Origin of the sequence: Nitrosospira sp. Nsp18 (assembly GCF_900103145.1) — a bacterium.
In the GTDB taxonomy this organism is placed as follows: Bacteria; Pseudomonadota; Gammaproteobacteria; order Burkholderiales; family Nitrosomonadaceae; genus Nitrosospira.
Window position 1 is genome coordinate 1 of record NZ_FMWY01000003.1, and the last position, 26,574, is coordinate 26,574.

Here is a 26,574-nt window from a genome sequence, read left to right on the forward strand (position 1 = left end):
CACTCTTTACCATATCAAGGTCTCCTTTTCGGTAACCTTCAATATGGCGCAACGTTATTTCTCAGAATACCTTTCGGTTACATTTAATTCGGCGCAATTCGGTATTTTCTCTTTTGACGCATCTACTGTAATTCTCGTCTATATTTCTTCTATCAGTCTTATCGCTTGCACGGTCTGCTCGAATAACCGCAATCACTTCAACCGAGGGGACTGAGCAATCAGCCACATATGAATCGGCAGTTGACCTTGCCGTCGTCAGCGAATTCCGCAATAGCTGGCTCTTTACCGTTTTTTGGCTAACATTCCTGGGGAGCTTGCATGAAAAAATATCTGATCAACTGGGTTGTGTTCGCCGCTTTAGCCGTTTGGTCTTCTTATCCGGCACAGGCCGACACGGCTTCGAATTCAGCTATCGGCCATAGCAAGGCCCCGATTTTTTCGATCCAGGAAAAAATCGTCTTTAATCTGGAAACAGACTTTGTTGATTTATGGAAGCACCGCGCACCCGCCAACGCAGAGGCGCCAGAGGAAATAAAAGAGTTTGAAACGCCTGGACGCCTCACTTGGGAAGACAGGGCCGGTAAGCACGATCTTCCGGTACTCGTGCAGTTGCGCGGCAATACCAGCCAATCTGAATTGCAATGCCCTTTCCCCAAGATGACCCTGAACTTTGAAAAAGATCGGGCAACAGACGAAAGAGTTTCGAAAGGGACACTGTTCGATGGTCTGAAATCTATCGGAATAGCCACCCACTGTGGCGGCAAACCCGGCTCTTCGGTGCGATTCCGCCGCGTGTGGGGAGGGCAGTCTCCGCATCGGGAAGCCCTGGTATATAAAGTACAGGAACTCCTTTCCATTCCGGGTTATCAAGCTTCAGCGACAACCTTTAGCTATATCGACCGCAACACCGGCAAGGGACCGGTTGAGCCGCAGCCCAGCGGATTTGCCGTGAACCGCCCGATGCCCGCTTTTTTTCTGGAGAATATCAAAACCTTTGTGAAATATGCCGATGGGAGAGAGATTCGGTCCGCCGATGCCCGCTTCAAAGATCCGGACAAGCCATACATTTTCACAAGCATTGTCAATGCCCCAAAAGATGCGCGCGCTGCCGGCTCGGCGATCGACCCTATCGACCCCAAAGCCATCATTCGTATCATGCTGTTCCAGGCGCTGGTCGGAAATTATGATTGGCATTTGCGTATTTCCCCAGATGATTCCGACGACTCCAGTAGCCTCTGGAATATTAAAGTTGTCGAAGCGGGTCGTAAGTGGATCGTTTTTCCTTATGACTATGATTTGTCCGGATGGGTCAGGCTGGATGAGTCCCCTCCTGAATTGCCCAGCTTTGATAATAATTTCTACAAGCGGGCTGATATTGCCAGGGTAGTGGCGGAATTCAAGGAAAAAAGGCCTGCTATCGAGGCCCTGGTAGATGATTTGGCCAACGAAGATCGAAGCGGCGCAAGAAGCATAAAAGAACAGATCAGATCTTTTTACAATGCATTGGATAGAGATTTCGGTGATTAATCCTTATCCAGCAAAACCAGAAAAACAGCAAAAAAATATCTGTGTTGCGGCTAAAGTCTTGCACAGGACATCCGTTGACCAGACATGGCGTTAAAAAAGCAGCACCGGCATCTGAGCACCCTTGCCGTTCCCTTCGGCCTTGCTAGATATCGGGTTTCTCTCAAGTATTCATGTAGGAAAATTTCCTACATGAATACTCAGTAGTTTCCTACATGTAAATCGGATGGATTCGGGTTTTTCCGCATCGTGCAACGCCGCACAATTCGGGCATTACAACGATGGAGGAAAAATGAAAGCTTACGAACTGACGTCCGAAATCAAGGAGCTCAACCTGACCTACCTGATGCTGGCCCAGCAGATGGTCATCGCGGATAAGGATATGGCGATCTTCCGGTTGGGGATAAGCAAGGATATTGCTGAAATACTGGAGGTTTTGACACCAGGTCAGATACTTAAGCTTTCCAACTCCAATATGATGCTGTGCCGTATACGCTTCGATGATAGCCTGATCTTTGGCATGCTGGCCAATTACAGCAAAGGCAAGACCATGGCCCAGTCCCATGCAACGATTCTGTTGGCGGGCCAGCCCGTGGAAGAAATTTCCTGACATCGGGTCAATTCCTGAAATCAGGAAAATTCCCGGGCGAAGATATTTCCCGAATTACTGGATACTGGACATTGGAGCGTCATCATGCGTAAAAAGAGCGTCGTATCGGAAGCCAGAGAGATCCAGGCCTCAATCGAGATGATAGGCCTGGGTGCCCGCCTGCAATTGCTGGAGAGCGAAACCAGCCTGAGCCGGGAGCGTCTTATCAAGCTCTACAAGGAATTGAAAGGCGTTTCCCCTCCTAAAGGGATGCTGCCCTTTTCCGCCGACTGGTTTCTGACCTGGCAGCCCAACATTCATTCTTCCGTATTTGCCGATATTTACCGCTACCTGATCGCGCATGCCGAATGCCGTGGTATCAAAGCCATCATCAAAAGCTACAAGCTCTATCTGGAACATTGCGAGATAAGCGAAATGGAACCGATTTTGAGCCTGACTCGTGCCTGGACTCTGGTGCGCTTCTTCGAGGGCAAGATTCTGCAAACGGCACCGTGCATGCAGTGCGGCGGCCACTTCGTCGTACATTCCAATGACCTTCATAACCGTTACGTGTGCGGATTATGCAACACGCCATCACGGGCCGGTAAAACCAATAAACCACGGGTACAAGCGTTCACAGCGGTGCCCGCCTAGCATCCAGACTCCCGAGTCTTCGACCCGGGAGTCTCTTTTCTCCTCTGGTGGAATTCTTTTCTTTCCCGGCACTTATCTCTCATTTCTCCCCGGTTTTTCACTCTTTCCTCTCCTAAAGTTTCCCAAGTTCCGGCCGTTACAAAGATGGAGTATTTCAAAGTGATTGCCTTTGCTCCAGCGCTGCTGAATCAGGCCGCATACTGCACGCCTTAACCGGCAACGGCTGACAATACCGGCAGCGCTCATTATGCAATCAGCACAACAATTCGAATTGGGGAAGTGTCGGGGAATATGCTAATAATAATCGGAACTCTCGTCGTTCTCGGGTCGGTATTCGGCGGCTATGCTCTCGCTGGCGGACACCTGGCTGCGCTGTTCCAGCCGCTCGAACTGCTGATTATCGGTGGAGCCGCATTGGGCGCCTTTTTACTGGGCAATACAGGCAAAGCGCAGAAAGCCACGCTCAAGGCACTTCCGAAAATCATGGAAGGCCCGAAATACACCAAAGCTTTGTATATGGATCTCATGGCTCTGCTCTACGATCTTCTTGCCAGGGCGCGCAAGGAAGGGTTGATGTCAATAGAACACGATGTAGATGAACCCCACGAAAGCGCGATTTTTGCGAACTATCCGAATATCCTGGCGGATCAGCAGGTGCTGGAGTTCATGACAGACTATCTGCGCCTGATGGTGGGCGGCAATCTCAATGCATTCGAGCTTGAAAACCTGATGGATAACGAGATCGAGACCCATCATCAGGAAGGCGAAATACCGGTACAGTGCATTAATAAAATAGCCGATAGCATGCCGGCCTTCGGCATCGTCGCGGCGGTGATGGGCGTGGTGCATACCATGGCCTCGGTGGGCCTTCCCCCATCCGAATTAGGCATATTGATTGCCCAGGCGCTGGTCGGCACCTTTCTCGGCATTCTGCTTGGCTATGGCTTGGTAGGTCCGCTTGCCGGCGTGCTGGAGCAGAAACTCGGGGAGTCCACCAAGATATTGCAATGTATCCGGGTGACCCTGCTTTCGAGTATTAACGGCTATGCACCGGCGTTGGCGGTTGAATTTGGCCGTAAAGTTCTCTATTCGACCGAGCGGCCCAGCTTCAGCGAACTGGAAGATTGTGTCAGACAAGCTAAAATCAGATGACCGGAAGCACCCATGGCTAACCAGATTCGTCCCATTGTAATCAAGAAAATTACAAAGCGTAGAGTCCATCACGGCGGCCAGTGGAAGATTGCATACGCGGATTTCGTCACCGCGATGATGGCGTTCTTCCTGCTCATGTGGCTGCTGAGTTCCTCCAGCAAAGCCGAATTGCAAGGCATTTCCGAATATTTTCAAACGCCGCTGCAGATCATGCCCTCGAGGGGCGCCGGCACGAACGATGGCACAAGCATAATCCAGGGTGGCGGCCAAGACCTGGCGCAGCACAGGGGACAACTCAGGAAACACAATTCCGACGCCGACGCGACGCCTCTCAGCCTCAAGACGGCACAGGCCGAACTGGAGCGTCTCGATACGCGCAGGCTCGAAGATTTGAAGGACCGGTTGGAGCGGCTGATAGAATCCAACGCGACCATGCGCCAGTTCAGGAAGCAGCTACTGGTGGATATTACTACTGAAGGGCTGCGCATCCAGATTGTTGATGACCGGAACCGTCCAATGTTCGCGCTCGCCAGAGCTGAACTGGAACCGCATACCAGGGATATCCTGCAAAAACTCGGTGACGTGCTGAATGAGATGCCGAACAAGGTCAGCCTCTCTGGTCATACGGACGCAACGCCCTATGCCAGTGGCGAGAAGCACTACAGCAATTGGGAACTGTCGGCGGACCGCGCCAATGCCTCGCGGCGTGAACTTGTCGCGGGTGGCATGAGCGAGCAAAAGATCATGCGCGTGGTCGGTTTAAGTTCCGCTGCGCTTTTCGATAAGGATGATCCGGTTAATCCCATCAACCGCCGCATCAGCATTATCGTAATGAGTAAAAAAGCCGCGGCGGCCCTTGGCCAGGAAGGCGGTGAGACCAAAAAAATCAAAAGTGGCACCGTAGTGAATTCGCAAGCGGTACGGCCGACCAATAGCGGTTAAGGACCTCAGGGCCGACGCCAATAGAAACCGCCCAAATGCTTTAACCCGAATCCATGTAGCGCCTGGATTCAGGTTAAAGCGGAATTGCGGGCGGAAGTTCGCTCTTTTCCACCGATGACCCGTTCCTGAAGCACCCGATAATTGGCATGTGCACGATTATGAGTGTGTTTATGGGTGTGTCTCGGGGGGTCAGCGGTGAGCGAAGATAGCGATCTTGAACGGACAGAACCTGCGTCGCAGAGGCGGCTTGAGAAAGCCCGCGACGATGGACAAGTCCCGCGCTCCACAGAACTGTCCACATTCATGGCCTTGATCGCCGCGGGCTCTGGCCTGTTGCTGATGGGTGGTCATCTTGGGCGGGAGCTGGCGAGCCTGATGAAAGACGGGATGATGGTGCCGCCCGAGATCGGTTTCAATTCCGGCTTGCTTACCGAGCGCATGCTCGACCAGTCTTTGCACGCCCTCCTTGCATTATCCCCATTTCTGATTCTGATGTTCCTCGTGGCGCTGCTTGCGCCCATGCTGCTCTCGGGCTGGCTTTTTACCTGGAAGTCCCTTACACCCGATGTCAGCCGGCTTAATCCCCTGAAAGGTCTGGCTCGCATGTTTTCGCTGAACAGTCTGGTCGAGCTGGTCAAGGCGCTCCTTAAAGCCACGTTGATCGGTTCAATGGCGATCTGGACCGTCTGGCATCAAAAAGAAGCGGTGCTGTCACTCATTTCAGCGCCACTTGCGGCAAGCGCCGGCCACATCGCTGAACTGACCATCATGAGTTTTATGGCCATCGCGGGAACCATGGTGCTGATCGCGGCGGTAGACGTGCCGTTCAAGCTCTGGGATCACTTCCGCAAGCTCAAGATGACCAAGGAAGAGTTGCGCCAGGAAAACAAGGAAACCGAAGGCGACCCACACGTCAAAGCCCGCATCCGCGCCCAGCAACACGCCATGGCCCGAAAACGCATGATGAGCGAGATCCCCAAGGCTGACGTGATCGTGACGAATCCGGCTCACTACGCGGTTGCGCTGAAGTACGAAGACGGCAAGATGCGCGCGCCGAAAGTCGTCGCCAAGGGCGCACACCTGCTAGCCAAGAAGATCCGCGAAATCGGTGAGCAACACCATGTGCCGCTGCTCGAAGCGCCGCCGCTCGCCCGCGCCTTATACCACCACGCCGAGTTGGGGGATGAGATTCCCCAAGCCCTGTATAACGCCGTTGCTGAAGTGCTGGCCTATATTTACCAGTTGCGCCGCCACCGTGAATACGGCCAATCGGGCGGCAAGGCTCCGCTTCCACCCGATGCGCTACCAGTACCGGCTGAAATGGACCCGGAAAATGCCGCTTCGCAGAAACATGAGAAAAACTCGAATAACCCATGAACTCGATTAAAAAACTGACTTACCTCTTCAGTGGCGCGAACGTGCACAGCCTTGCCGGGCCACTGCTGATATTGATGATTCTTGGCATGATGGTGCTGCCGCTGCCCGCCTTCCTGCTGGACATGATGTTTACCTTCAACATCGCGCTTTCCATCATGGTATTGCTGGTCAGCATCCATACACTCAAGCCGCTTGATTTCGCGGTATTTCCCACGGTTTTGCTGCTTTCAACGCTATTGCGGCTGTCGCTCAATGTGGCGTCCACCCGCATCGTGCTGATGGAAGGCCATACCGGACCCGATGCGGCGGGAAAGGTAATCGAAGCATTTGGCCACTATCTGGTGGGCGGCAACTACACAGTGGGCATCGTGGTGTTCATCATTCTCGTGGTGATCAATTTTATCGTGATTACCAAGGGAGCAGGGCGCATCGCCGAGGTTGCCGCGCGCTTCACTTTGGACGCCATGCCCGGCAAGCAGATGGCGATCGACGCGGACCTGAATGCCGGCCTCATCGGTGAGGAAGAAGCCGGCAAGCGACGCACCACCATCGCCCAGGAAGCGGAATTCTATGGTTCGATGGACGGCGCGAGCAAATTCGTAAGGGGAGATGCAATCGCGGGCATCCTGATCCTGATCATCAACGTAGTCGGTGGATTGATTATCGGCACGCTGCAGCACGACCTGGACCTTGCTACCGCGGCTAAAAACTATACCCTGCTCGCCATCGGAGATGGACTGGTCGCGCAAATTCCCGCGCTCATCATTTCCACCGCGGCCGGCCTGGTGGTAAGCCGCGTGGGTACCGACGAGAATATCAGCAGCCAACTGGCGGGCCAGCTCTTTTCAAGGCCGCAGGTGCTGATCCTGACGGCGGCGATCATCGGCCTGATGGGCATGATACCGGGTATGCCCCACATTGCCTTTCTGCTGCTGGCGGCGATACTGGGTGGCGGAGCCTACCTGCTGATTCAGCGCAACAGACAGGGGGCGGTTCCCGCCGCAGTTGCGCCCGCTGCACAGCCGGAAATCCAGGATGCGAGTTGGGATGACGTAATGCCCGTGGACATCCTGGGGCTCGAGGTCGGGTATCGGCTGATCCCGCTGGTAGACAACGCGCAGGACGGAGAACTGCTGCGGCGGATCAAGGGCGTACGCAAGAAATTCGCCCAGGAAATCGGGTATCTCCCGCCACCGGTACACATTCGCGACAATCTGGAACTACGGCCCACTGGTTACCGGCTCACGCTCAAAGGCGTCGTGATCGGCGCGGGCGAGGTCAACGTCGGTCAATACCTGGCGATCAATCCGGGTACGGTATCCGCCAGCTTGCCTGGCCTCCTGACCAGCGATCCCGCATTTGGATTGCCCTCGGTCTGGATAGAAGCCAGCCAGCGCGACTATGCCCAGACCCTGGGTTATACCGTGGTCGATGCCGGCACAGTCGTGGCCACGCATCTCAACCATCTGGTACATAGCCACTCGGCGGAATTGCTGGGCCGCATGGAAGTGCAGCAATTGCTGGATCGTCTCGCGAAGGATTCACCCAAACTGGTGGAGGATCTGATCCCGAAGCTGCTGCCGCTCTCCACCCTCCAGAAAATACTGCAGAATCTGCTCGAAGAGAATGTGCATATACGCGATATGCGGACTATCGTCGACGCGCTGGCGGAGCACGCCGTCCGGATTCAGGACCCGCACGAACTGACCGCGCTGGTTCGCATCGCTTTAGGCCGGGCGATTGTCCAGCAGATTTGGCCGCAGCCGGGCGATTTGCAGGTCATCGCCCTGGATTCCGGGCTTGAAAGGCTGTTGACACAGGCTTTGCAAGCCAGCCCGAACGGAGCCGGCATAGAGCCAGGCCTGGCCGATACGCTGCTACGCGAAGCCTCCGGCGCAAGCCGTCGCCAGGAACAGGTAGGCCTCGTGCCGGTACTGCTGGTTCCCGCACCGCTGCGAACACTGCTGGCGCGATTCCTGCGTCGTACCGTTCCGCAGCTCAAGATATTGTCACACGCCGAAGTACCCGATTCCAGCAACATTAAAGTCACGTCTATTCTGGGAGCCCGAGCATGAGCATCAAACGGTTTTTTGGCAAAACAACCAGCGAGGCATTGCGCAAAGTTCGCGATGCGCTTGGTGCCGATGGAGTAATTCTATCCAACCGCGCGGCGGATGGCGGCGTCGAGATATTGGCCTTGAGCAATAATGACATGACCGCCATGATACCGCCCCCCCAGCCTGAAGAAACGGAATGCGCTCATCCAGTGCATATGGCGCATCAGGAGCAGCAGGCAGGCGAGTCCTGGAACCACAAGCAGGCGCTTCTTCCTTCCGCGAGGAAAAACGCCCTGAAGTATGCTCTCGAAGCTGATACGGACTTCAAAAACCCGACTCGACCGGATACCGGTCTTTCAAATGAAAAGCAAGCGCAATGGCCAGGCGCCGCGGCAATTGCGAACGACAGGGGAGTTCCGCTTCCGGCCGCCGAAATCCCGAAAACGGCGGCGCCGGTAGTACAAGCAATGCCGGACCCGGCAACCGCTGTAAAAACGGGTCGCTCTACAATTAATGCCAGTCAGCCGGTTGGGGTGACGAACAATGCCGCCGTGGCGGATGCTTCCGGTTCCGGTTCGGCAAAGCGCCGAAATACCCGCAAGGCATCCGGCAAGGCAATTCCGGATGCTGGGATGTCCAGCAAAAAGCATCCGCCTGCAATCGATCCCCTTCAAATGGCCGATGCAGTGGCCGCGAGTGTGCTTAAAGAGATCAGGTTGCTGCGTGGCACCCTGGAACAACAATTCTCTGCGCTGAGCTGGAACAATCAGGAAAAACGTGACCCCATCCATGGAGAGCTACTGCGGCAGGTATTGGCAGCAGGCTTCAGCCGTTCGCTCGCGCATGGTCTGCTGGAACAACTGCCTGCCGAAAATGCCGGAAATGGTGAAAAAGACACGATGAACTGGATAAAAAACGTGCTGACTTCCAATCTCCAGAGCATTGGCGACGAGCGCGAAATTCTGGAGAAGGGAGGTGTTTATGCGCTGGTAGGCCCTACCGGAGTGGGCAAGACGACGACTACCGCAAAGCTGGCGGCGCGTTGCGTGGTGCGTCACGGCGCGGATAAGCTTGCGCTGCTGACTACCGACAGCTACCGCATTGGCGGGCATGAGCAATTGCGGATTTATGGCAAGATACTTGGAGTTACGGTGCATGCCGTGAGGGACACCCAGGATCTGAACCTCGCCTTGGCTGAGCTGCGGGGCAAGCATATGGTTCTGATCGACACCGTAGGCATGGGTCAGCGCGACCAGATGGTAGCCGAACAGGTTGCGATGCTGGCGGGTTGCGGCACCCCGGTCAAACGGCTGTTGCTGCTCAATGCCGCTTCCAACGGGCATACACTCAATGAAGTGGCTCACGCCTACCAGGGGGACGGCCTGGCGGGCGCAATCATCACCAAGCTGGACGAAGCAGTGACCATTGGCTGCGCGCTCGACACCGCAATCCGGCATCGCTTGCCGCTTTATTATGTAGCGGGCGGCCAGCGCGTTCCGGAAGATCTTGAAATGGCTGACTCCCGGGCTCTGGTGAATCGCGCGCTGGATAATCTACCTGACGAATCTTCCTGCGCAATGCCGGAGGATGCGTTTCCCTCGATCCTGATGGACCACAATATCGGCGCGGGCAACCCGGATATAAGCGAGGCCCGTCTTGGCTGAGCCCATCCATGACCAGGCAGAGGGACTCCGCCGCTTGCTGGAGCAGAATTTTCTGCGCGTCCTCACCATCACTTCCGGTGGCACGGACACAGGCAAGACAACCACAGTTATCAGTCTGGCGGCAGCCCTTGCGAGCAGCGGCAAGCACGTACTGGTAATCGACGAAAATGCGGGCGCCAATAACGTTAGCGCTACGCTGGGTATCAGCGCCCATCGTGATTTGCTCGATGTAATCCGGCGCGACAAGTCGCTGGATGAAGTCATCATTCCTGGCCCCGGAGGGTTTTTCATCCTGCCGGCCGGTCGCGGTATACGTGTTCTGGGAAAGCTGAGCGCGGCCGAACAGGCTCATGTGATCAGCTGTTTCGCGCAACTTGCTCAACCGATCGACGTAATACTCATCGATGCCGCACCGGGCCGATCCAGCCAGATGCTTACGCTTGCCCATTCCATTCATGAAATCGTGGTCGTCGTTTCCCCCGAGCCCGCTTCGATTACCGCGGCCTATGCGTTGATCAAGCATACCTGTAGTCATCATCAGGATAAACAGCATTTTCACGTAATGGTCAATAAGGCTGGAACCGAGACCCAGGCGAAGATGATTTTCGACAACATGGCTGACGTAGCCAAGCGTCATCTCTCGGTTTCACTCGATTTCATGGGTTTTGTGCCGCAAGACGGCAAGCTCTGCCTCGGTCGGCGTGTAACCGGCGCCATTCCCGCTACGGCTTCAGCCGCCGCATTCAGCCGGATAGCGGCATCACTGGCTGACTGGCCCTGCCCGGATGACGAGGAGAGAGGCCTGAAACGCTTCATGGAATGCCTGCTGCTAAGCAGCCAGAACAGCAGCTCCAACGCTGCCACCGTCGTAGGTGCGATATGAGCCAGACGATGTATACCTCAGCCGGAGTAATCGATAAACAGCAGCATCTTGCCGAGTTCGCTCCACTTGTCAAACGCATTGCCCATCACATGATGTCCAGGCTGCCGGGCAGCGTGGAAGCGGATGACCTCATCCAGGTCGGCATGATGGGTTTGATGGATGCGCTGAATCGCTACCAGGAAATACCGGGAGCCCAGTTTGCGACGTATGCGCAGCAACGCATACGCGGCGCCATGCTGGACGAGTTACGCCAGCTCGACTGGTTGCCACGAGGCGCGCGCAGGAATATGCGTCAAATCGAAACGGCAATCAATTCACTACAGCAACGCCTCGGCCGTGCGCCCACGGAACTGGAAATAGCCAGGGAACTCGAGGTGCCAATTGAAGGCTACCACGAGATGTTGCTCGATGCGCGGGGTGCGCAGCTGATCCATTATGAAGATTTCTCCGATAGCGAAAATGATGATTTCCTGGAGCGCAACTGCGTCGACACTAGCGGCGATCCGCTGGCGAGCCTGTTGGATGGTGACCTGAGGCAAGCGCTGATCGGCGCCATAGGTTGCTTGCCCGATCGGGAAAAAACATTGATGGGGCTCTACTACGAGCAGGAGCTGAATTTCAAGGAGATCGGCACGGTTCTCGGCGTATCCGAATCCAGGGTATGTCAGATACATAGCCAGGCCGTTGCGCGTTTACGCGCCAAACTCAAGGAATGCGCATGGACTTCAACAGCATAATCGGTATTGCCATCGCTTTGGTCGCCATCTTTGGCGGGCAAGCGCTGGAAGGCGGCCATCTCGGCTCCCTTGTCCAGTTTACCCCGCTTCTCATCGTGCTGGGGGGTACACTGGGCGCGGTACTGCTGCAAAGCCCGATGCGCCAGTTTGTACTCGGCATGAAGATGAGCCGCTGGGTATTTGTTCCACCGCTACTCGACGCGGCCACATTGGTGGAGCATATCGCCATATGGAGCGCTACTGTCCGCAAAGAGGGTTTACTGTCGCTCGATACGCACGTGGAAGGTATTGATGATCCTTTCGTAAAAAAAGGATTGCAACTCGTGCTGGACGGCACGGAACCGCTGGTATTGAAGCGCGTGCTGGAAGTAGAGATCGAAACATTCGAAGACTTTCATCGCCAGGGCGCAAGAGTATGGGAAGCGGCGGGCGGCTATGCGCCCACCATCGGCATTCTGGGCGCCGTGATCGGCCTTATACAGGTCATGGAGAACTTGTCCGACCCGGCCCATCTGGGCAACGGGATCGCCGTCGCGTTCGTGGCAACCATTTATGGCGTAGGGCTCGCAAACCTGGCATTCCTGCCCATTGCCAACAAACTGAAAACGCTCATCGGCCGCCAGGTACTGATGCGTGAAATGCTGGTGGACGGGTTGGTCGGTATTGCCAAAGGCGAGAACCCGAGGCTGATCACCGGCCGCCTCAACGGGTATCTGCCGTGACCAGAAAATATAGATGAATATTGCCGACACAGAAGGCTGATAGGCAGCGTAAGGCATTTTTATCTAACAAAAGTTGCTCATCCATAACCTCCACTTGAACTGAAATGCCACGCGGACACAGACCGGAAGAGCACGAAAATCATGAGCGGTGGCTGGTATCCTACGCCGACTTCATTACCCTGCTGCTTGCGCTGTTTGTTGTCATGTATGCAGCCTCCCGCTTGAAGGACGGCCAGTATGACCAGGTACTGGCGGGATCGTTTGTGAGTGCATTCGGCGCCCAGCCGAACGGGAGCGATAGGTCGGTTCTGACGCTCGACGTCATATTGCCGAAACGCGTGCCAAAAACCGCTCCGATTATCGCTTCGACCCTCCCAACGCCGGATGATGAGCTCGCAGTAAAAAAAGCACGTCGATTTGTGGAAGCGCAACGCCAGCAGAAGGACCAGATGGATATCATCGCCCGCGAAATCATCGCCGTATTCGGTTCACTGGTGGAAGATGGGCAGGTAAGGGTAATTCACAGCAACCTGGGCCTGGGAGTGGAGATCAATGCCAGCGTATTATTCTCGCCCGGCCAGGCGCTGTTGCAGCAAGATTCCAGCAGAGTGATCGAGGCGGTGGCGCAAGTGTTGAAGAACGACAGTCATGCGATTCAGGTGGAAGGCCATACCGACAATATACCGATCGTCACCGAAAAGTTTCCCTCCAACTGGGAACTGTCCGCCGTGCGAGCCAGCAGCGTGGTGAGGTTGATGATCGGCAACGGTGTGGATGCGACGCGGCTTACGGCAGCAGGGTACGGCGAAAACCGGCCCGTCGGGCCGAACGACACGGAGGAGGGCCGTATGCGAAATCGGCGAGTCACCATAATGATCCTGTCCAGCCTTCCCGATGCCTCAGCCGGAATTTCATCCGGGAATTCATCTGAAAGCTCGTCTGACATTTCCACCGGGGCTTCCCCTGAAGCAATACCCGGCCTATCCGACACCGTATCCCCCATCCTTATAGATGCGTGATTGGGTGCGTTGGTTCATTGCGCTAGCCGGCGGCTGAACACAGGACAAAAAGCGGCAGGTCAGGTAGATAGAAAGGTAACCGAAAAGCGGCAGGGCAGGGCGTTCCCTGTTATTGCAGATGTTGGGGATAGAGCGCTGTCCTGGCCGAAACCCGGAACGATGGTGATCAGTTATGGCAACAGTAGTGTATTGAGGAAATTCTCGTACGGCGCAATGCGCTTCGCTTATTGCGACCCTACACCTCTCACTGTGCATCGAATCCGAAAGCTTGCTTCTCGTGATCGACAGTATCCTGTCGGTTCAGCCCTCGCCGAGCTGGCGACCGCCGAAAAGCGGCTGGGGTTGACCATCCGAACAATACAGCCTCGTGTTTGCCCCGCCGTGGGTCGAGGCTTGTAATACTGAAATCGCCTGCTGGGTGTAGCGCAGGCGCTGACCGACGAGAATGCCATTGATCTTGTTGAGCTGGCTGGCTGTTTCCGCCAATTGAAGCAGTTCCTCCCAGACATCGGCGGCAGCGGGGCAATCGCGTAAACCGCGTTCCATGCCGATGTGATCCTGAGTATAACCGAGTTTTCTCAACCAGTAGTTGCGCGCATCTGCCAGCTGAGCCAATTGTTGGGCCTGGTGCGCTTTTTTATTGGCGATCGACAACAGCAGAGAGGCACCTGGCTGCTGTAATGCGGCTTGCTCGTGACGCAAAACATCGATGAAGTTCCGCGTCGCGTCGCGCTCGCGGCTGATGCACGCAAGGGGATCGAAAATACTGTTAGTCACCCTTCCCCCTATGAATCAGGTCGCGCACCGTGTCTAGCAAACCATCTGCAACCTTGTCGGGGTTTACGGTGAAGCGGCCCTCGCTGATTGCCCGTTTGATCTCTTCCACCCTGACGGCATCAAAGACCTCGACACTCGCCAATTTTTTTTCGATGCTTTGCAATTGTATGCTCAGTTGAACACCATCTTTTCCGCCCACTGAAGCATTCTGGCTTTTTGAGGGCACGCTACCCACTGCTGTTTGCCCGGGTTTGGCAGAGGTCGTCTCGCCGATGGGCTTGGTGGCGTTGGTTTTGATGTTATTTTCTATCTGCACGGATTTGCTCCTACAATTGACTGTAAGCATGTAACGACGGCCTTCGGAGAAACTTGAGCTTTTTTGCCAGAATCTCGCGGCACCACAGGCTCAACCCAGGAAGCCTTTTATACCTTTATTTGTAGCGCAATCCATCATACACCTGACCAAATCTCCATTGCACAGTTCTACGGTCCTACGGCCCATCAATAACTTACTTCCACTATTGCTCCGGCGCGGGCGGTTCCGCTCACCACCGAGCCCGACGCAATACGAACCTGCACCAACTGTCCCTCAGCCGCGTTATTGAGCGCCCTGCCATCTGCGGTTACGCTGAATCCGCGTCCACTGGAAACCAGCTTCACATTCTGATTCTGCATCACTGCCGCTTGCGCGCGCAGCATGTCCTGGCGTAACGGGCTTCCGAAAGAGATGCCACCGGCGAGCGTTCTGCCCAAAGCCAGGTTCGGATCAGTGACAATACCTGGCGGAAGTTGTGCCAGATCGCCACTGCGGATGGCCAGGTCGGCCGCAGTGAGCATATGCCCCTGAGTCAGAGGTTTGGCGCTGACCACATAATTTGCAATGACTTTTACCGTAGCGCGTACGTAGATCGTCCATTGATGCGGCACGGTGCAACGCACTATCACGGTGGTATTGCCCCATGGCCGGCTACCGGGCGGCAAGGCCGGCTCGAGTGCCGCGCAGGCGGGCAGGTTGATGCGGGGATCGATTGCACCCAGCGTGATTTCGGGCTGACCGGGCAAACCTGCCGACTGGGTATGCAGGAAGTTCAAGACGATATCCTGCACAAGACGCGGGTCCTGCCTCGCGTTAGCCGATGCCGAGCCCAATGCCGCAGCGGACAAGGAGAGAAGGGCCACAAAACTCAGGCCGCAGGAAAGTACCTGGCGAGACACGATGGGCATGATGTATTCCTCGAAAAAATGCCTTGGGTCGGGGTGAACCGAGGGTGGCGCAAGTCTAGTCTTCGGGCAGCCTTGGCAGCGTGTCGAAATGAGGCTGGTTTGGGCCTTTATTTGATGAATTGCGCGCATACATGACAACGCATCATGTTGCCCGCAGTGTTGCCGCAACCAAGCTGACCCGGACTGCTCGATCCTGCGGGAAAGCGGCATTGATTGATTCCCTCCATTTCCTCCTTCCGACGACGACGAGCAGACTGGACCTCTGGTCCTGTGGCTGCGGAATAGTTGAGAGCCGGTCTTTTTTTACCGGACAGGCTCCAATACTGGAAACGGCTCGGGAAGCGGGAGATTGCTTAAACCCGGAGATAAGGGGTTTTAACCCTGCTGATCTTTCTTTTGCACGGATCAGAGGTGAAATACCATGCTGAATAACAATTGCCAGCAATACTGGCGTCAGAAGCAGCATGTACTTGAGGAGAATTCATGATCAACAAACTTGACGCGACATTCCGCTTTTACGAGGATGCCGCCAATCTGCGGGCCCATCGCCAGCAATTGATTGCATCCAACATTGCAAACGTGGATACGCCGAACTTCAAGGCGCGCGACATCAATTTCAAGGACGCGCTGGAGAATGCCGGCGGTAACAAGATTGTCAAATTGGCAACAAATGCCCCGAATCACATTGCGTCGCCAGGCAGTAGCGGCGGGCCAGCCGCAGCCGGTGCGCCGTTGATGTATCGGGCGGCCATACAGGGAAGCGTGGATGGCAATACGGTAGATATGGATATCGAGCGCAGCCAGTTTGCCGACAACGCCATTCACTATGAGGCCAACCTCACGTTCATCAGCGACCAGATCAAAATCATGCGGTCTGCTATTCAAGGTTAAGGAGAGATTGCATCATGTCCCTGTTCAATATTTTCACCGTCGCCGGTTCAGCGATGACAGCCCAGAATCAGCGCCTGAATGTGGTTGCAAGCAACCTCGCCAATGCCGATAGTGCGGTGAGCTCCAACGGCCAGCCTTACAAGGCCAAACAGGTGCTGTTCATGAGCATTCCATCATTGGCAGGTTCTGATCCCAACAATGCCTCCAGCGGGGTAAAGGTGTCGGGAGTAGTCGAGGATCAATCACCGATGAAGCTGATATACGAGCCTAGCCATCCAATGGCGAACGAAGAAGGCTTTGTAACCATGCCGAATGTGAACGTGGTGGAAGAAATGGTCGACATGATTTCCGCCTCGCGTTCGTACCAGAACAATGTGGATATGATGAATACCGCTAAGACCCTGCTGCTGAAGACTTTAAGCATCGGACAATAAGGAAAAACCATGAGCACAATCCAGGATACGCAATCCGCCTCGAATCTCTTTGCAACGTATGGTGCAAAAAATACGGCTAAACCGGCTACGGATGATCTGCAGGACCGATTTCTAAAGCTGCTCGTTACCCAGATGAAGAATCAGGACCCTCTCAATCCTCTCGACAACGCTCAAGTGACTTCGCAACTGGCACAAATCAGCACAGTCAACGGCATCGAAAAGCTTAATGCCACCATCGAGACCATGGCAAGCAGCTTTAATGCGGGACAATCCCTGCAGGCGGCGAACATGATTGGAAAAGACGTGCTCGTGCCCGGCTCAATGTTGCAAGTGGCGGGTGGCGGTGGAATATTCGGTGTGGACCTGGCACAAGCCGCGGATCAGGTGAAAGTAACGATACACGATGCTTCGGGCCGCGAAATCCGGACGATGGACCTGGACGCGCAAGCAGCCGGTCCTTTGGCCCTTGCATGGGATGGCAAGACGGCAGATGGCACTCAGGCCGCTGATGGGGCGTACAGCTTCAGCGTTTCCGCATTGCGCGGCGATCAGAAAGTCGACGCGCAGCCCCTGGCCTTCGGCTCTGTCCAGGCCGTTTCCCAAAGCAGTGAAGGCGTCCGGCTGAATGTGGGAACACTTGGGACGGTAGGACTGACCGATATCAAGCAGATTTTTTAAACCGGGCATCATCAAGTATTCCGCCTCAGGGATGAGGCGCTATCCAAGGAGTTATCATGAGTTTCCAGCAAGGCTTAAGTGGTTTGAACGCAGCGTCGAAAAACCTCGACGTGATCGGCAACAACGTGGCTAATGCCAATACAGTAGGGTTCAAGCAATCTCAGGCCCAGTTTGCGGATGTGTTCGCCAATTCACTTTCGGGCGGCAGCAGCGTTCAGGCCGGCATCGGCGTCAAGGTTGCCGCGATCGCGCAGCAGTTCAATCAGGGCAGCATTACCGCATCCAGTAATCCGCTCGATGTTGCCATCAACGGCGGTGGTTTTTTTCGCCTGAACGATCAGGGCACCGTCAGTTATTCGCGCAATGGTCAATTCCATCCGGATAAGGATGGGTTTATCGTCAATAGCAGCGGCCAGCGCCTCACCGGGTATACGGCGAACGCAACCGGTGTGGTCAGTACCGCGGCACCCACCGATCTGCAGATCTCGACGGCCGACCTGCCGCCCGCGGCAACGACGCAGGTGAGCGCCCTTGTCAACCTGGATTCGCGCGAACCGGTACTCAGTTCTGCTGCCTTCAACCTGGCTGATCCGACAACGTACCATGGTTCAACCTTTTTACCAATTCACGACAGTCTGGGCAACCCGAGCACACTATCGGCCTATTTTCTCAAGACAGGCACTAATAGCTGGGATATCTTTGCGGCCAATGATGGCGCTCTGCTGAATGGCGGCGCATCGGTGGGCGCGTTGAATTTCTTGTCCAATGGCGCGCTCGATCCGCTAAGTTCCAGTATGTTCAGTGTAGCGGCGCCAGTGAGTACCGGCGCCAATCCTCTGGCTTTCAATCTTGATTTCACCGGCACGACCCAGTTTGGATCCGACTTCGGTATCAACGCTTTGGAGCAGGACGGTTATACCTCAGGTCGGCTGACCGGGTTTGCCGTCGGCGCTGACGGCATCATCCGCGGCAGCTATTCGAGCGGAAAATTTTTAACCCTGGGGCAGGTGGCGCTGGCCAATTTCGCCAATCCGCAGGGTTTGGAATTGCGCGGTAACAATACCTGGAAAGAAAGCGCCGCCTCCGGCGCCGCATTGGTGGGCGCGCCCAACACAGCAGGCTTGGGCGTACTTCAATCCGGCGCAGTCGAGGATTCGAACGTAGAGCTTACCTCGGAGCTGGTCAATATGATAACTGCCCAGCGAATCTACCAGGCCAATGCCCAGACCATCAAAACACAAGACCAGCTATTACAAACGATAGTGAATCTGAAGTGACGGAAAGCATGAGGGCACAAGAAACTGCAACTGTTCCACCTGTTTAAAACATCTACCTATTCACAGGAGTAATCATGGATCGAATGATCTATGTTTCCATGACTGGCGCAAAGCATACGCTGGGACAGCAAGCCGCCATGTCGCACAATTTGGCGAACGCAAACACGACCGGCTACCGTGCCGAGACCAGTGTATTACGGGCCGTGCCGATCCTCGGCAATACGCTGCCGACGCGGGCATTCGTGGTGGATTCCAGCGCGGGCGCGGATTTCCGCCCCGGTACCGAGCAGCATACGGGGCGTGAACTTGATGTAGCAGTACAGGGACCAGGGTGGATAGCCGTGCAGCTGGAAGATGGCAGCGAAGCGTACACACGCAACGGCAGCCTGCATATCAGCTCCGCCGGAATATTGCAGACTCGCAACGGCCTGAATATACGGGGCGATGCCGGACCGATTTCCATTCCGCCGAATACCGTCGTCACGATGGGGAGGGACGGGACGGTCTCCACGGTGCCGGCAGGGGCGGGTTCGAACGAACCGAGCATCTCCTCGACAATTGGCCGCATCAAGCTGGTCAATCCTCCCGAGGCCCAGCTCACGCGCGGCCTGGACGGATTGTTCCGGCTGGCGGCCGGCGGCGAGTCCGAGGCCGATGTCGAGGTTACGCTCAGCAGCGGCGCCTTGGAGGGCAGCAACGTCAATGTAGTCGAGGCCTTGGTCGACATGATCTCGCTTTCCCGCCAGTTTGAAATGCACATGAAGATGCTCAAGAATGCCGAGGGTAATGCTCAACGCGCCAGTGTCCTCCTGTCGGTAAACGGCTGATACCCGAACGCCAGACTCCGCTGTAATCCTTGCAATAATCCACAAGTAGGTCGGGCTCCGCCCGACATCGTTTTTGATTGTCGGGCGGAGCCCGACCTACTTGCGCATAGCGCGTTACGCCTAATCCAACATCGATCAATTCGCGTTATCCACAGGACGATTTCTTCTTATCGAACCAGGATGAAACCGGAAAGAAACACGGAATTGACCCTCTTTTCCACGCGCTGGGCATCTCGGCGCTGTTATACGATGTCGCAAATATCGCCATTGCAGCCAACGGCTGCACAGCACCCTTACCGCTTAACCTTCAGGAGAACCACTTGATTCGCTCGCTCTGGATTTCAAAGACCGGTCTGGATGCACAACAGACCCAGATGGATGTCATCGCCAACAATCTGGCAAATGTCAGCACCAACGGGTTCAAGCGCTCGCGTGCGGTGTTCGAGGATCTGATATACCAGACGTTGCGCCAGCCTGGCGCGCAATCATCGCAGCAGACCCAACTGCCGTCCGGCCTGCAGATTGGTACTGGCGTCAGGCCGGTCGCCACGGAGCGCGTGTTTACCCAAGGCAACTTGCAGCAGACCGGCAACTGGAAGGACGTGGCGATTAACGGCCAGGGATTCTTCCAGGTACTGCGGCCGGATGGCTCGACAGCCTATACGCGTGACGGCTCATTTCAGATTGATGCCGAGGGACAGCTCGTCACCTCGAGCGGATATCAGATTCAGCCCGCAATCACCATTCCTCCCAATGCTCAGAGCGTTACCATTGGCCGCGACGGCGTTGTGACCATAACCCAGCAGGATTCTCCTCTCCCGGCGCAGGTAGGTTCGCTGCAACTTGTTACTTTCATCAATCCGGTGGGTTTGCAGGCGGTCGGTGAGAACCTCTTTATCGAAACCGGCTCCAGCGGCACCCCTAACCTCAACACGCCGGGCGCGGATGGTACCGGATTATTGAGCCAGGGCTATGTGGAAACTTCCAACGTCAACGTGGTGGAGGAGTTGGTCAACATGATACAGACCCAGCGTGCCTATGAAATTAACAGCAAGGCGGTCCAGACCTCGGATCAGATGCTGCAGCGCCTATCGCAAATGTAGAAATGGCAAATATGGAAACAATGACGGGAGGCGGCAATGTATCGCACGCATACGGGCAATCTCGGTGAACACTGATCTCCTTCAGCGATGCCGACGGTTGGCAGCATCCATGTTGCTCATGGCGGTCATGCTGGCCGGATTGTCTGGCTGCATAAGTCTGCCGGCCCCGGCATCGATCGTGCAGCAACCGATGTCTTCCCGCGCGGCCCAGGCAGGAGCGCCACCTCCCAACGGCGCGATTTATCAGGCGGGCATTCAGCACCGGCCATTATTTGAAGATCGCCGTGCGCGTCAGGTGGGCGATATCCTGGTGATCGTCCTCAACGAAAAAACCAACGCAAGCAAGAGATCCAACAGCAGCGCCAATAAGAACGGCGAGGTAAATGTCGGTATCCCGCCCATTGTATTCGGCGTGCCCATCACCAAGAAAGTGGACATGGGAGCCTCTACCTCCAACGATTTCGCCGGGAAGGGCGAGGCGGCTTCCGCCAACAATTTTACCGGCACGATTAGCGTCACCGTGCTTGAAGTGCTGCCTAACCGCAATCTGGTGGTAAGTGGCGAAAAGCAATTGTCGATGACGCAGGGCACCGAGTACATCCGTTTCTCCGGTGTAGTCCGCCCCGAGACCGTCATCAACAACATGGTTTCGTCCGTGCAGGTGGCTGACGCAAAAATCGAGTACAAGGCCAACGGCTACATTGATGAGGCACAGACAATGGGGTGGCTCTCACGCTTTTTCCTGACCGTCTCGCCGTTTTGACGAACGCATGAATTGAATGATTACCGCGATCCCAGCGAACCCATGACGCCCCTATCCTTCAGATCTGCCGTTCACTTACTGTCTATTCTGTGGATTGGGTGCTACGCCATGGCGGGCCCGGCACACGCCGAGCGCATCAAGGATCTTGCCTCGGTCCAGGGCATGCGCACAAACCAGCTTATCGGCTATGGCCTGGTGGTGGGACTGGACGGGACGGGCGATCAGACTATCCAGACACCATTTACCATACAGACGCTTACCAATATGCTGATGCAAATGGGCATCAATGTCCCGCCCGGCACCAACATGCGTTTGAGAAACGTGGCCGCCACCATGGTGACGGCCACGTTACCGCCGTTCGCCCAGCCCGGCCAGGTTATCGATGTGACGGTTTCGAGCATGGGCAATGCAAGAAGCCTGCGCGGCGGCACATTACTGATGACGCCGCTCAAGGGCGCCGATGGTGAGGTCTACGGGATGGCCCAAGGCAACCTGGTGGTTGGCGGAATCGGTGCGGCGGCCAGCGGCAGCAGGGTAACGGTCAATCATTTAAGCGCCGGTCGTATTTCCGGCGGTGCGACAGTCGAACGGGCGGTGCCTGCGGTGCTGACCCAGGGCAATGGCATACGGCTCGACCTCAACGCCACCGATTTTTCCAATACCAGACGGATAGTGGAAGCGATCAACGCCCGCTTCGGCGAGGGCACCGCCTCGGCACTGGATGGGCGAGCGATTCAGGTACGAGCACCCGAGGGCAGCGACCAGCGCGTAGCATTCATCGCGGAAGTGGAAAGCATGAATATCAGCCCGGCGCCGGCCCAGGCAAGGGTTATCGTCAACAGCCGTACCGGTTCAGTGGTCATGAACCAGTCGGCCACGGTTGACGCCTGCGCCATCGCCCACGGCAATTTATCGGTAGTTATCAGCACCGAGCCGGTAATCAGCCAGCCCGGGCCGTTTTCCAGCGGGCAGACCGTGCAGGCACAGCGCTCGACGATCGAGATCAAGCAGGAGTCGGGGATGCTGACAATGGTTGAAGGTGCATCGCTGGCAGAGGTGGTGAAGGCATTGAATGCAATCGGCGCGACGCCACAGGATCTGCTGTCGATTCTTCAGGCGATGAAATCGGCCGGCGCGCTAAGGGCGGAACTGGAGGTCATCTGATGGTTGCTTCGGCTGATCTGTCTACCAAGTTCGCCCTGGATGTGCAGGCGGTGAACGAGTTGCGCATTGCGTCGAAAAAAGACAGCCACGCAAGCCTTGAAGCCGCAGCCCGGCAGTTTGAAGCCCTGTTCATGAACATGATGCTGAAGGCCATGCGCGACGCCACGCCCCAGGATGACTTGATAGACAGCGAGCAGAGCCGCCTCTACACATCGATGCTCGACCAACAGCTCTCGCAGAGCATGGCATCGCGTGGGGTAGGCCTGGCCGATGTCATGATAAGGCAACTACGTGGCGGATTGCCGCCGGAACCGGAACCGGAACAGGAAGCACCTGCGCCGGCTTCCGCCGTCACTGGTCAGCAGTCTGCCGGCGACATTCCCTCTTTAGCGCGATTGCAATCAAACCTGGTTACCCAACAGCGAGCGCAACCGTCGACCCCAGTAGCCGAGCCTGAATTATCGGGACCATCGAGTCCACTGGCACTGCCAATAAATCCGCGAGCTGAATCGCCCGCTCCAGTAGTACCTCAACCCGCAGCGCACTCACATGTGATGGAGTTTCAGACCAAACTGATGCCGTACGCCCAGCAGGCCAGCCAGGCGACCGGCATACCGGCGCTGTTCATGCTGGGACAGGCTGCGTTGGAAAGTGGATGGGGCAAGCGCGAGCTTCGCGGGCCGGATGGCTCACCCAGCTACAACCTGTTTGGCGTAAAGGCCGGTGCGAGCTGGAAAGGCCCTGTAGTGGAATCCGTAACGACAGAATACGTCGGCGGCGTGGCTCGCAAGAGCGTGGAAAAATTCCGTGCTTACAGTTCTTATGCGGATGCCTTTGGCGACTACGCAAACCTGCTGCGCAGCAATCCACGCTATGCGCAAGTGCTTGCACAGGCAGTGCAAGGCCTCGATGCGGAAAGTTTTGCGCAAGGCCTGCAACAGGCGGGATATGCGACCGACCCGAATTACGCCGACAAACTTAGCCAGATCATCAGGACCACCCAATGGTCCGGCGAAGCACCGCTGTAAGCGCCACTGCCGATATTTCCCCTCGCTGCCCTGGACACTGCCAAATTGGACTAAACGGACTAAATATTTTTGATCCTGAGCCGTTAATATCAAATGAATACGGATAGGATTTGGAGACAATATGGCTAACGGCATTTTTGGTATCGGTCTCAGCGCACTCAACGCGGCTCAGCAAGGCTTGCTTATTTCCGGCCACAACGTCAGCAATGCGGCCACGCCCGGCTACACTCGCCAGCAAACCGTACAGTCAGCCAGCGGCGCGCAAGCCACCGGCAGCGGATTCATCGGCCGGGGGGTGCAGGTCGATACGGTAAAGCGCGTATATAACCAGCTGCTGGTCAGCCAGGTTGCACAGGCAAAAACGGAGTCGGCCCAGCTCGATACCTATTTTGCGCAGATGAGCCAGATAGATACACTGCTGGCGGACCCCACCGGACGGCTCGGCCTGGTGCCGGCGCTGCAGGATTTTTTCGGTAGTGTGCAACACGTTGCCACCAGCCCATCCGACGTCGCCTCCCGGCAATCCATGTTGTCCAACGCCGAGGTGCTGGTACGGCGTTTCCAGTCGCTGAACGACAGTCTGGATGAGATCCAGGGTGGGACGAACGCACAGATCGAGGATAGCGTCTCGCTTATCAATACGCTGGGTGCGAAAATCGGCGAGCTGAACGCAACCATCAGCCTGGCCGAGGGCAGCGCTGGCGGCCAGCCTGCAAACGACTTGCGGGACCAGCGCGACGAACTGGTGATGCAACTCAACAATGAGGTGCGCGCGCAGGTCGTTGAACAGAGCGATGGCAGCTACAGTATCTTCATCGGCACGGGTCAGTCCCTGGTCGTGGGTTCAACCGCCTTCCAGCTCGCTACAGCAGCGTCTCCGGTTGACCCGCACCACCTTGAAATAGGTTACGTTGCCGGAGGGAATACTTTACCGATCAAGGAATCGAGCCTGAATGGCGGCAAGCTGGGCGGCCTGTTGCAATTTCGCAATGGCGAACTCGATGCCGCCCGCAACGGCCTGGGGCGCGTTGCTATCGGTCTGGCGGGCACATTCAACGACCAGCACCGGCTGGGGCAGGATGCGCGCGGCAAACTGGGCGGCGAATTCTTTACAATACCGAGCCCATCGGTGACGTCATCCGCAAAAAATACCGGCAGCGCGGTCATTGCCGCTGATATCACTGGTTACAATGCCCTTACCACCAGCGATTATCGGTTGCGTTACGATGGCGCCAATTATACCCTCACGCGGCTTAACGACGGCGTCGCGGAAACCTTTGCAACGCTCCCGCAGACTGTGGATGGCGTACGTTTGAATATTGCTTCCGGCACTGCTGTTGCGGGAGACGAATTTCTGATCCGGCCCACGATAAACGGCGCAGGACAAATTGAGGTGGCCATTCAGGATACCGATCTGATCGCCGTCGCCGCGCCGATCCGAACCGATGCGCCGCTTGCCAACACTGGCACCGGACGCATCAGCGCCGGCAGTGTCAATACGCCGCCGCCCCCCAACCCTAATCTTAAAGAACCGGTGACCTTTACCTTCACCAGCGCCACGACGTTCGATGTGAGCGGGAACGGAACCGGCAACCCGACCGGTATTGCATACACTTCCGGCAGCCCGATCAGTTTCAACGGATGGACCGTGACCCTTACGGGGATACCCAAGCCGGGGGATACATTCAGCATTGGCCCCAACGACAACGGGACAACGGACAACCGCAACGGCTTGCTGCTTGGCGCATTGCAGAGTAGCCGCACTCTGGCGGGCGGCACCGCGAATTATCAGGGCGCCTATGGTCAGGTGGTCAGCCTGATAGGTAACAAGACCCATGAACTGGAAATCACCAGTACCGCCCAGTCGGCATTTCTAAACCAGGCGCGGGCTTTGCAGCAATCCCAGTCGGGCGTGAATCTGGACGAAGAAGCCGCCAATCTGATGCGCTATCAGCACGCGTATCTCGCAGCCAGCAAGGTAATACAGACGGCCAACCAGATGTTCGACGCGCTGCTCGATATTACTAGGTAACGAGCGGGCGCAGATTATCCATGCTCGGGCCAGTGGATAGTCTGCAAAAAGGCGGATAGATATAGAATTACCAAAAAGGAGTTCTCATGCGAGTCAGCAGTAATATCAGCTTTGAAATCGGCATTGCCGCTCTCAACCGGCAGCAGGCCGCGCAGGTGAAAGCCCTGCAGCAGATTAGCAGCGGGCAGCGCGCGCTGACGCCCTCCGAGAATCCCGCAGCCTATGTCCGGGCACTTGAAGTATCGCAGGCCGATTCAGCCAATATGCAATACGCGATAAACCGGCAGAATGCAGCCGCAAGTTTCGGAATGCTGGAAGCTACCCTCGGAGATGTAACGAATTTATTGCAGAACGCGCAGGGACTGGCCGTGTATGCGGTTAACGGCACCCTTACCGACAGCGGGCGCAGCGCCATTGCAACAGAATTACGGGGGAATCTTGACGAACTGCTGGGCCTGGCAAATCGCACTGACGGGAACGGGCAGTACTTGTTTTCCGGCTTCCAGGGTGCGACCAAGCCATTTGCCGACACGGGCAGCGGCATACAGTATCACGGCGACGAAGGACTTCGCATGGTTCAGGCCAGCTCATCCCGCCAGCTTGCTGTGAACGAATCGGGACGAGAAGTATTCGAGCGGATCCCGGCGGACGGGGGAGGGTACCAGAGCATGTTCAACACACTCTCCAATCTGATCAACCTGCTTGAAACCCCCGTGACCGATGACGCCAGCAAGGCTGCGCTCGCCAACGGGTTAAGCACCGCCCAAAACAACCTCTCCAACGCGCTGGACAACGTGTTGCGAGTCCATGCATCGGTAGGCACGCGGATGAAAGAGGTGGATACGCTCAACGACAGCGGCAACGATCTGGCTATTCAGTACAAACAACAGCTATCCGACCTGCGGGAGGTTGATTACGCCAAGGTCATCAGTGATTTGACCCAACAGCAGACTTATCTGGAGGCCACGCAGAAAGCATTCTTGAAAGTGCAGGGGTTGTCGCTGTTTGACTATATTCGGTAGTGCTGGGCCGCGCGACCGGGTACTCAAACGCCAG

27 protein-coding genes are annotated in these 26,574 nt (G+C 56.1%); 24 read left to right on the plus strand and 3 right to left on the minus strand.

Annotated features, from left to right (window positions below; all coding sequences use genetic code 11):
* The 13 genes from BLS94_RS14990 to motD form a co-directional block, all read left to right on the plus strand.
* Window positions 1–214, plus strand: a 214-nt coding sequence (locus BLS94_RS14990; RefSeq protein ID WP_218124719.1) for a hypothetical protein, incomplete at its 5' end; no start/stop codon positions are given.
* 104 nt (window positions 215–318) lie between these two features.
* Window positions 319–1,527, plus strand: a complete 1,209-nt coding sequence (locus BLS94_RS01805; RefSeq protein WP_090957516.1) for a hypothetical protein — start codon at window positions 319–321, stop codon at window positions 1,525–1,527.
* Window positions 1,528–1,816: 289 nt separating this feature from the next.
* Window positions 1,817–2,134: a flagellar transcriptional regulator FlhD gene (flhD, locus tag BLS94_RS01810; RefSeq protein ID WP_025039760.1), complete on the plus strand. Its 318-nt coding sequence runs from the start codon at window positions 1,817–1,819 to the stop codon at window positions 2,132–2,134.
* Between the two features lie 84 nt (window positions 2,135–2,218).
* Entirely contained in the window at window positions 2,219–2,767 is a 549-nt protein-coding gene (flhC, locus tag BLS94_RS01815; RefSeq protein ID WP_090957517.1) for a flagellar transcriptional regulator FlhC, read from the plus strand.
* A 291-nt stretch (window positions 2,768–3,058) separates the two neighbouring features.
* The gene (motA, locus tag BLS94_RS01820; RefSeq protein ID WP_090957518.1) at window positions 3,059–3,919 is read left to right on the plus strand and encodes a flagellar motor stator protein MotA; all 861 of its coding nucleotides are present in this window, start codon (window positions 3,059–3,061) and stop codon (window positions 3,917–3,919) included.
* A 12-nt stretch (window positions 3,920–3,931) separates the two neighbouring features.
* Window positions 3,932–4,861: a flagellar motor protein MotB gene (motB, locus tag BLS94_RS01825; RefSeq protein ID WP_090957519.1), complete on the plus strand. Its 930-nt coding sequence runs from the start codon at window positions 3,932–3,934 to the stop codon at window positions 4,859–4,861.
* 195 nt (window positions 4,862–5,056) lie between these two features.
* Window positions 5,057–6,238 carry a flagellar biosynthesis protein FlhB gene (gene flhB, locus BLS94_RS01830; protein WP_090957520.1) on the plus strand — a complete coding sequence of 394 codons (1,182 nt, stop codon included), beginning with the start codon at window positions 5,057–5,059 and terminating at the stop codon, window positions 6,236–6,238.
* Window positions 6,235–8,313 (plus strand): flagellar biosynthesis protein FlhA, encoded by a 2,079-nt coding sequence (gene flhA, locus BLS94_RS01835; protein WP_090957521.1) that lies wholly within the window; start codon window positions 6,235–6,237, stop codon window positions 8,311–8,313. Before flhB ends, flhA begins: the two co-directional genes overlap by 4 nt.
* Window positions 8,310–9,959 carry a flagellar biosynthesis GTPase FlhF gene (gene flhF / locus BLS94_RS01840; protein ID WP_090957522.1) on the plus strand — a complete coding sequence of 550 codons (1,650 nt, stop codon included), beginning with the start codon at window positions 8,310–8,312 and terminating at the stop codon, window positions 9,957–9,959. The genes flhA and flhF overlap by 4 nt, the downstream gene beginning before the upstream one ends.
* Complete coding sequence (locus BLS94_RS01845) at window positions 9,952–10,842, plus strand: MinD/ParA family ATP-binding protein (RefSeq protein WP_090957523.1); 891 nt, start codon at window positions 9,952–9,954, stop codon at window positions 10,840–10,842. Before flhF ends, BLS94_RS01845 begins: the two co-directional genes overlap by 8 nt.
* Before the next feature lie 8 nt (window positions 10,843–10,850).
* Window positions 10,851–11,579, plus strand: coding sequence for an RNA polymerase sigma factor FliA (locus BLS94_RS01850; RefSeq protein WP_090957524.1), 729 nt, complete (start codon window positions 10,851–10,853; stop codon window positions 11,577–11,579).
* Entirely contained in the window at window positions 11,561–12,301 is a 741-nt protein-coding gene (locus BLS94_RS01855; RefSeq protein WP_090957525.1) for a flagellar motor protein, read from the plus strand. The genes BLS94_RS01850 and BLS94_RS01855 overlap by 19 nt, the downstream gene beginning before the upstream one ends.
* A 104-nt stretch (window positions 12,302–12,405) precedes the next feature.
* Entirely contained in the window at window positions 12,406–13,320 is a 915-nt protein-coding gene (gene motD, locus BLS94_RS01860; RefSeq protein ID WP_090957526.1) for a flagellar motor protein MotD, read from the plus strand.
* Between the two features lie 300 nt (window positions 13,321–13,620).
* On the opposite strand, the gene BLS94_RS01865 is transcribed toward motD, so the two are convergent.
* The 3 genes from BLS94_RS01865 to flgA all read right to left on the minus strand — a co-directional run bounded on the left by BLS94_RS01865 (window position 13,621) and on the right by flgA (window position 15,321).
* Window positions 13,621–14,097, minus strand: coding sequence for a flagella synthesis protein FlgN (locus BLS94_RS01865; protein ID WP_090957527.1), 477 nt, complete (start codon window positions 14,095–14,097; stop codon window positions 13,621–13,623).
* A complete protein-coding gene (flgM, locus tag BLS94_RS01870) occupies window positions 14,090–14,413 on the minus strand; it encodes a flagellar biosynthesis anti-sigma factor FlgM (protein WP_256325238.1) in 324 nt (107 codons plus the stop codon). Before flgM ends, BLS94_RS01865 begins: the two co-directional genes overlap by 8 nt.
* A 185-nt stretch (window positions 14,414–14,598) precedes the next feature.
* A complete protein-coding gene (gene flgA, locus BLS94_RS01875) occupies window positions 14,599–15,321 on the minus strand; it encodes a flagellar basal body P-ring formation chaperone FlgA (RefSeq protein ID WP_090957529.1) in 723 nt (240 codons plus the stop codon).
* Between the two features lie 483 nt (window positions 15,322–15,804).
* Between flgA and flgB the strand changes: the two genes are divergently transcribed.
* From flgB to flgL, 11 genes are all read left to right on the plus strand, one after another.
* A complete protein-coding gene (gene flgB / locus BLS94_RS01880) occupies window positions 15,805–16,212 on the plus strand; it encodes a flagellar basal body rod protein FlgB (RefSeq protein WP_090957530.1) in 408 nt (135 codons plus the stop codon).
* Between the two features lie 14 nt (window positions 16,213–16,226).
* A complete protein-coding gene (flgC, locus tag BLS94_RS01885; protein WP_090957531.1) occupies window positions 16,227–16,646 on the plus strand; it encodes a flagellar basal body rod protein FlgC in 420 nt (139 codons plus the stop codon).
* A 9-nt stretch (window positions 16,647–16,655) separates the two neighbouring features.
* Window positions 16,656–17,324 carry a flagellar hook assembly protein FlgD gene (gene flgD, locus BLS94_RS01890; RefSeq protein ID WP_090957532.1) on the plus strand — a complete coding sequence of 223 codons (669 nt, stop codon included), beginning with the start codon at window positions 16,656–16,658 and terminating at the stop codon, window positions 17,322–17,324.
* A 56-nt stretch (window positions 17,325–17,380) separates the two neighbouring features.
* Window positions 17,381–18,601, plus strand: coding sequence for a flagellar hook protein FlgE (gene flgE, locus BLS94_RS01895; RefSeq protein WP_090957533.1), 1,221 nt, complete (start codon window positions 17,381–17,383; stop codon window positions 18,599–18,601).
* Window positions 18,602–18,675: 74 nt separating this feature from the next.
* Window positions 18,676–19,428, plus strand: coding sequence for a flagellar basal body rod protein FlgF (locus BLS94_RS01900; protein ID WP_090957534.1), 753 nt, complete (start codon window positions 18,676–18,678; stop codon window positions 19,426–19,428).
* Between the two features lie 320 nt (window positions 19,429–19,748).
* Window positions 19,749–20,531, plus strand: coding sequence for a flagellar basal-body rod protein FlgG (gene flgG / locus BLS94_RS01905; RefSeq protein WP_090957535.1), 783 nt, complete (start codon window positions 19,749–19,751; stop codon window positions 20,529–20,531).
* Between the two features lie 64 nt (window positions 20,532–20,595).
* Window positions 20,596–21,294: a flagellar basal body L-ring protein FlgH gene (locus tag BLS94_RS01910; protein WP_371130201.1), complete on the plus strand. Its 699-nt coding sequence runs from the start codon at window positions 20,596–20,598 to the stop codon at window positions 21,292–21,294.
* Window positions 21,295–21,402: 108 nt separating this feature from the next.
* Entirely contained in the window at window positions 21,403–22,458 is a 1,056-nt protein-coding gene (locus BLS94_RS01915; RefSeq protein ID WP_256325239.1) for a flagellar basal body P-ring protein FlgI, read from the plus strand.
* Entirely contained in the window at window positions 22,458–23,486 is a 1,029-nt protein-coding gene (gene flgJ / locus BLS94_RS01920) for a flagellar assembly peptidoglycan hydrolase FlgJ (protein WP_090957537.1), read from the plus strand. Before BLS94_RS01915 ends, flgJ begins: the two co-directional genes overlap by 1 nt.
* A 121-nt stretch (window positions 23,487–23,607) precedes the next feature.
* A complete protein-coding gene (flgK, locus tag BLS94_RS01925; RefSeq protein WP_090957538.1) occupies window positions 23,608–25,518 on the plus strand; it encodes a flagellar hook-associated protein FlgK in 1,911 nt (636 codons plus the stop codon).
* 86 nt (window positions 25,519–25,604) lie between these two features.
* Window positions 25,605–26,540 (plus strand): flagellar hook-associated protein FlgL, encoded by a 936-nt coding sequence (gene flgL / locus BLS94_RS01930; protein WP_090957539.1) that lies wholly within the window; start codon window positions 25,605–25,607, stop codon window positions 26,538–26,540.
* Window positions 26,541–26,574 lie beyond the last annotated feature (34 nt).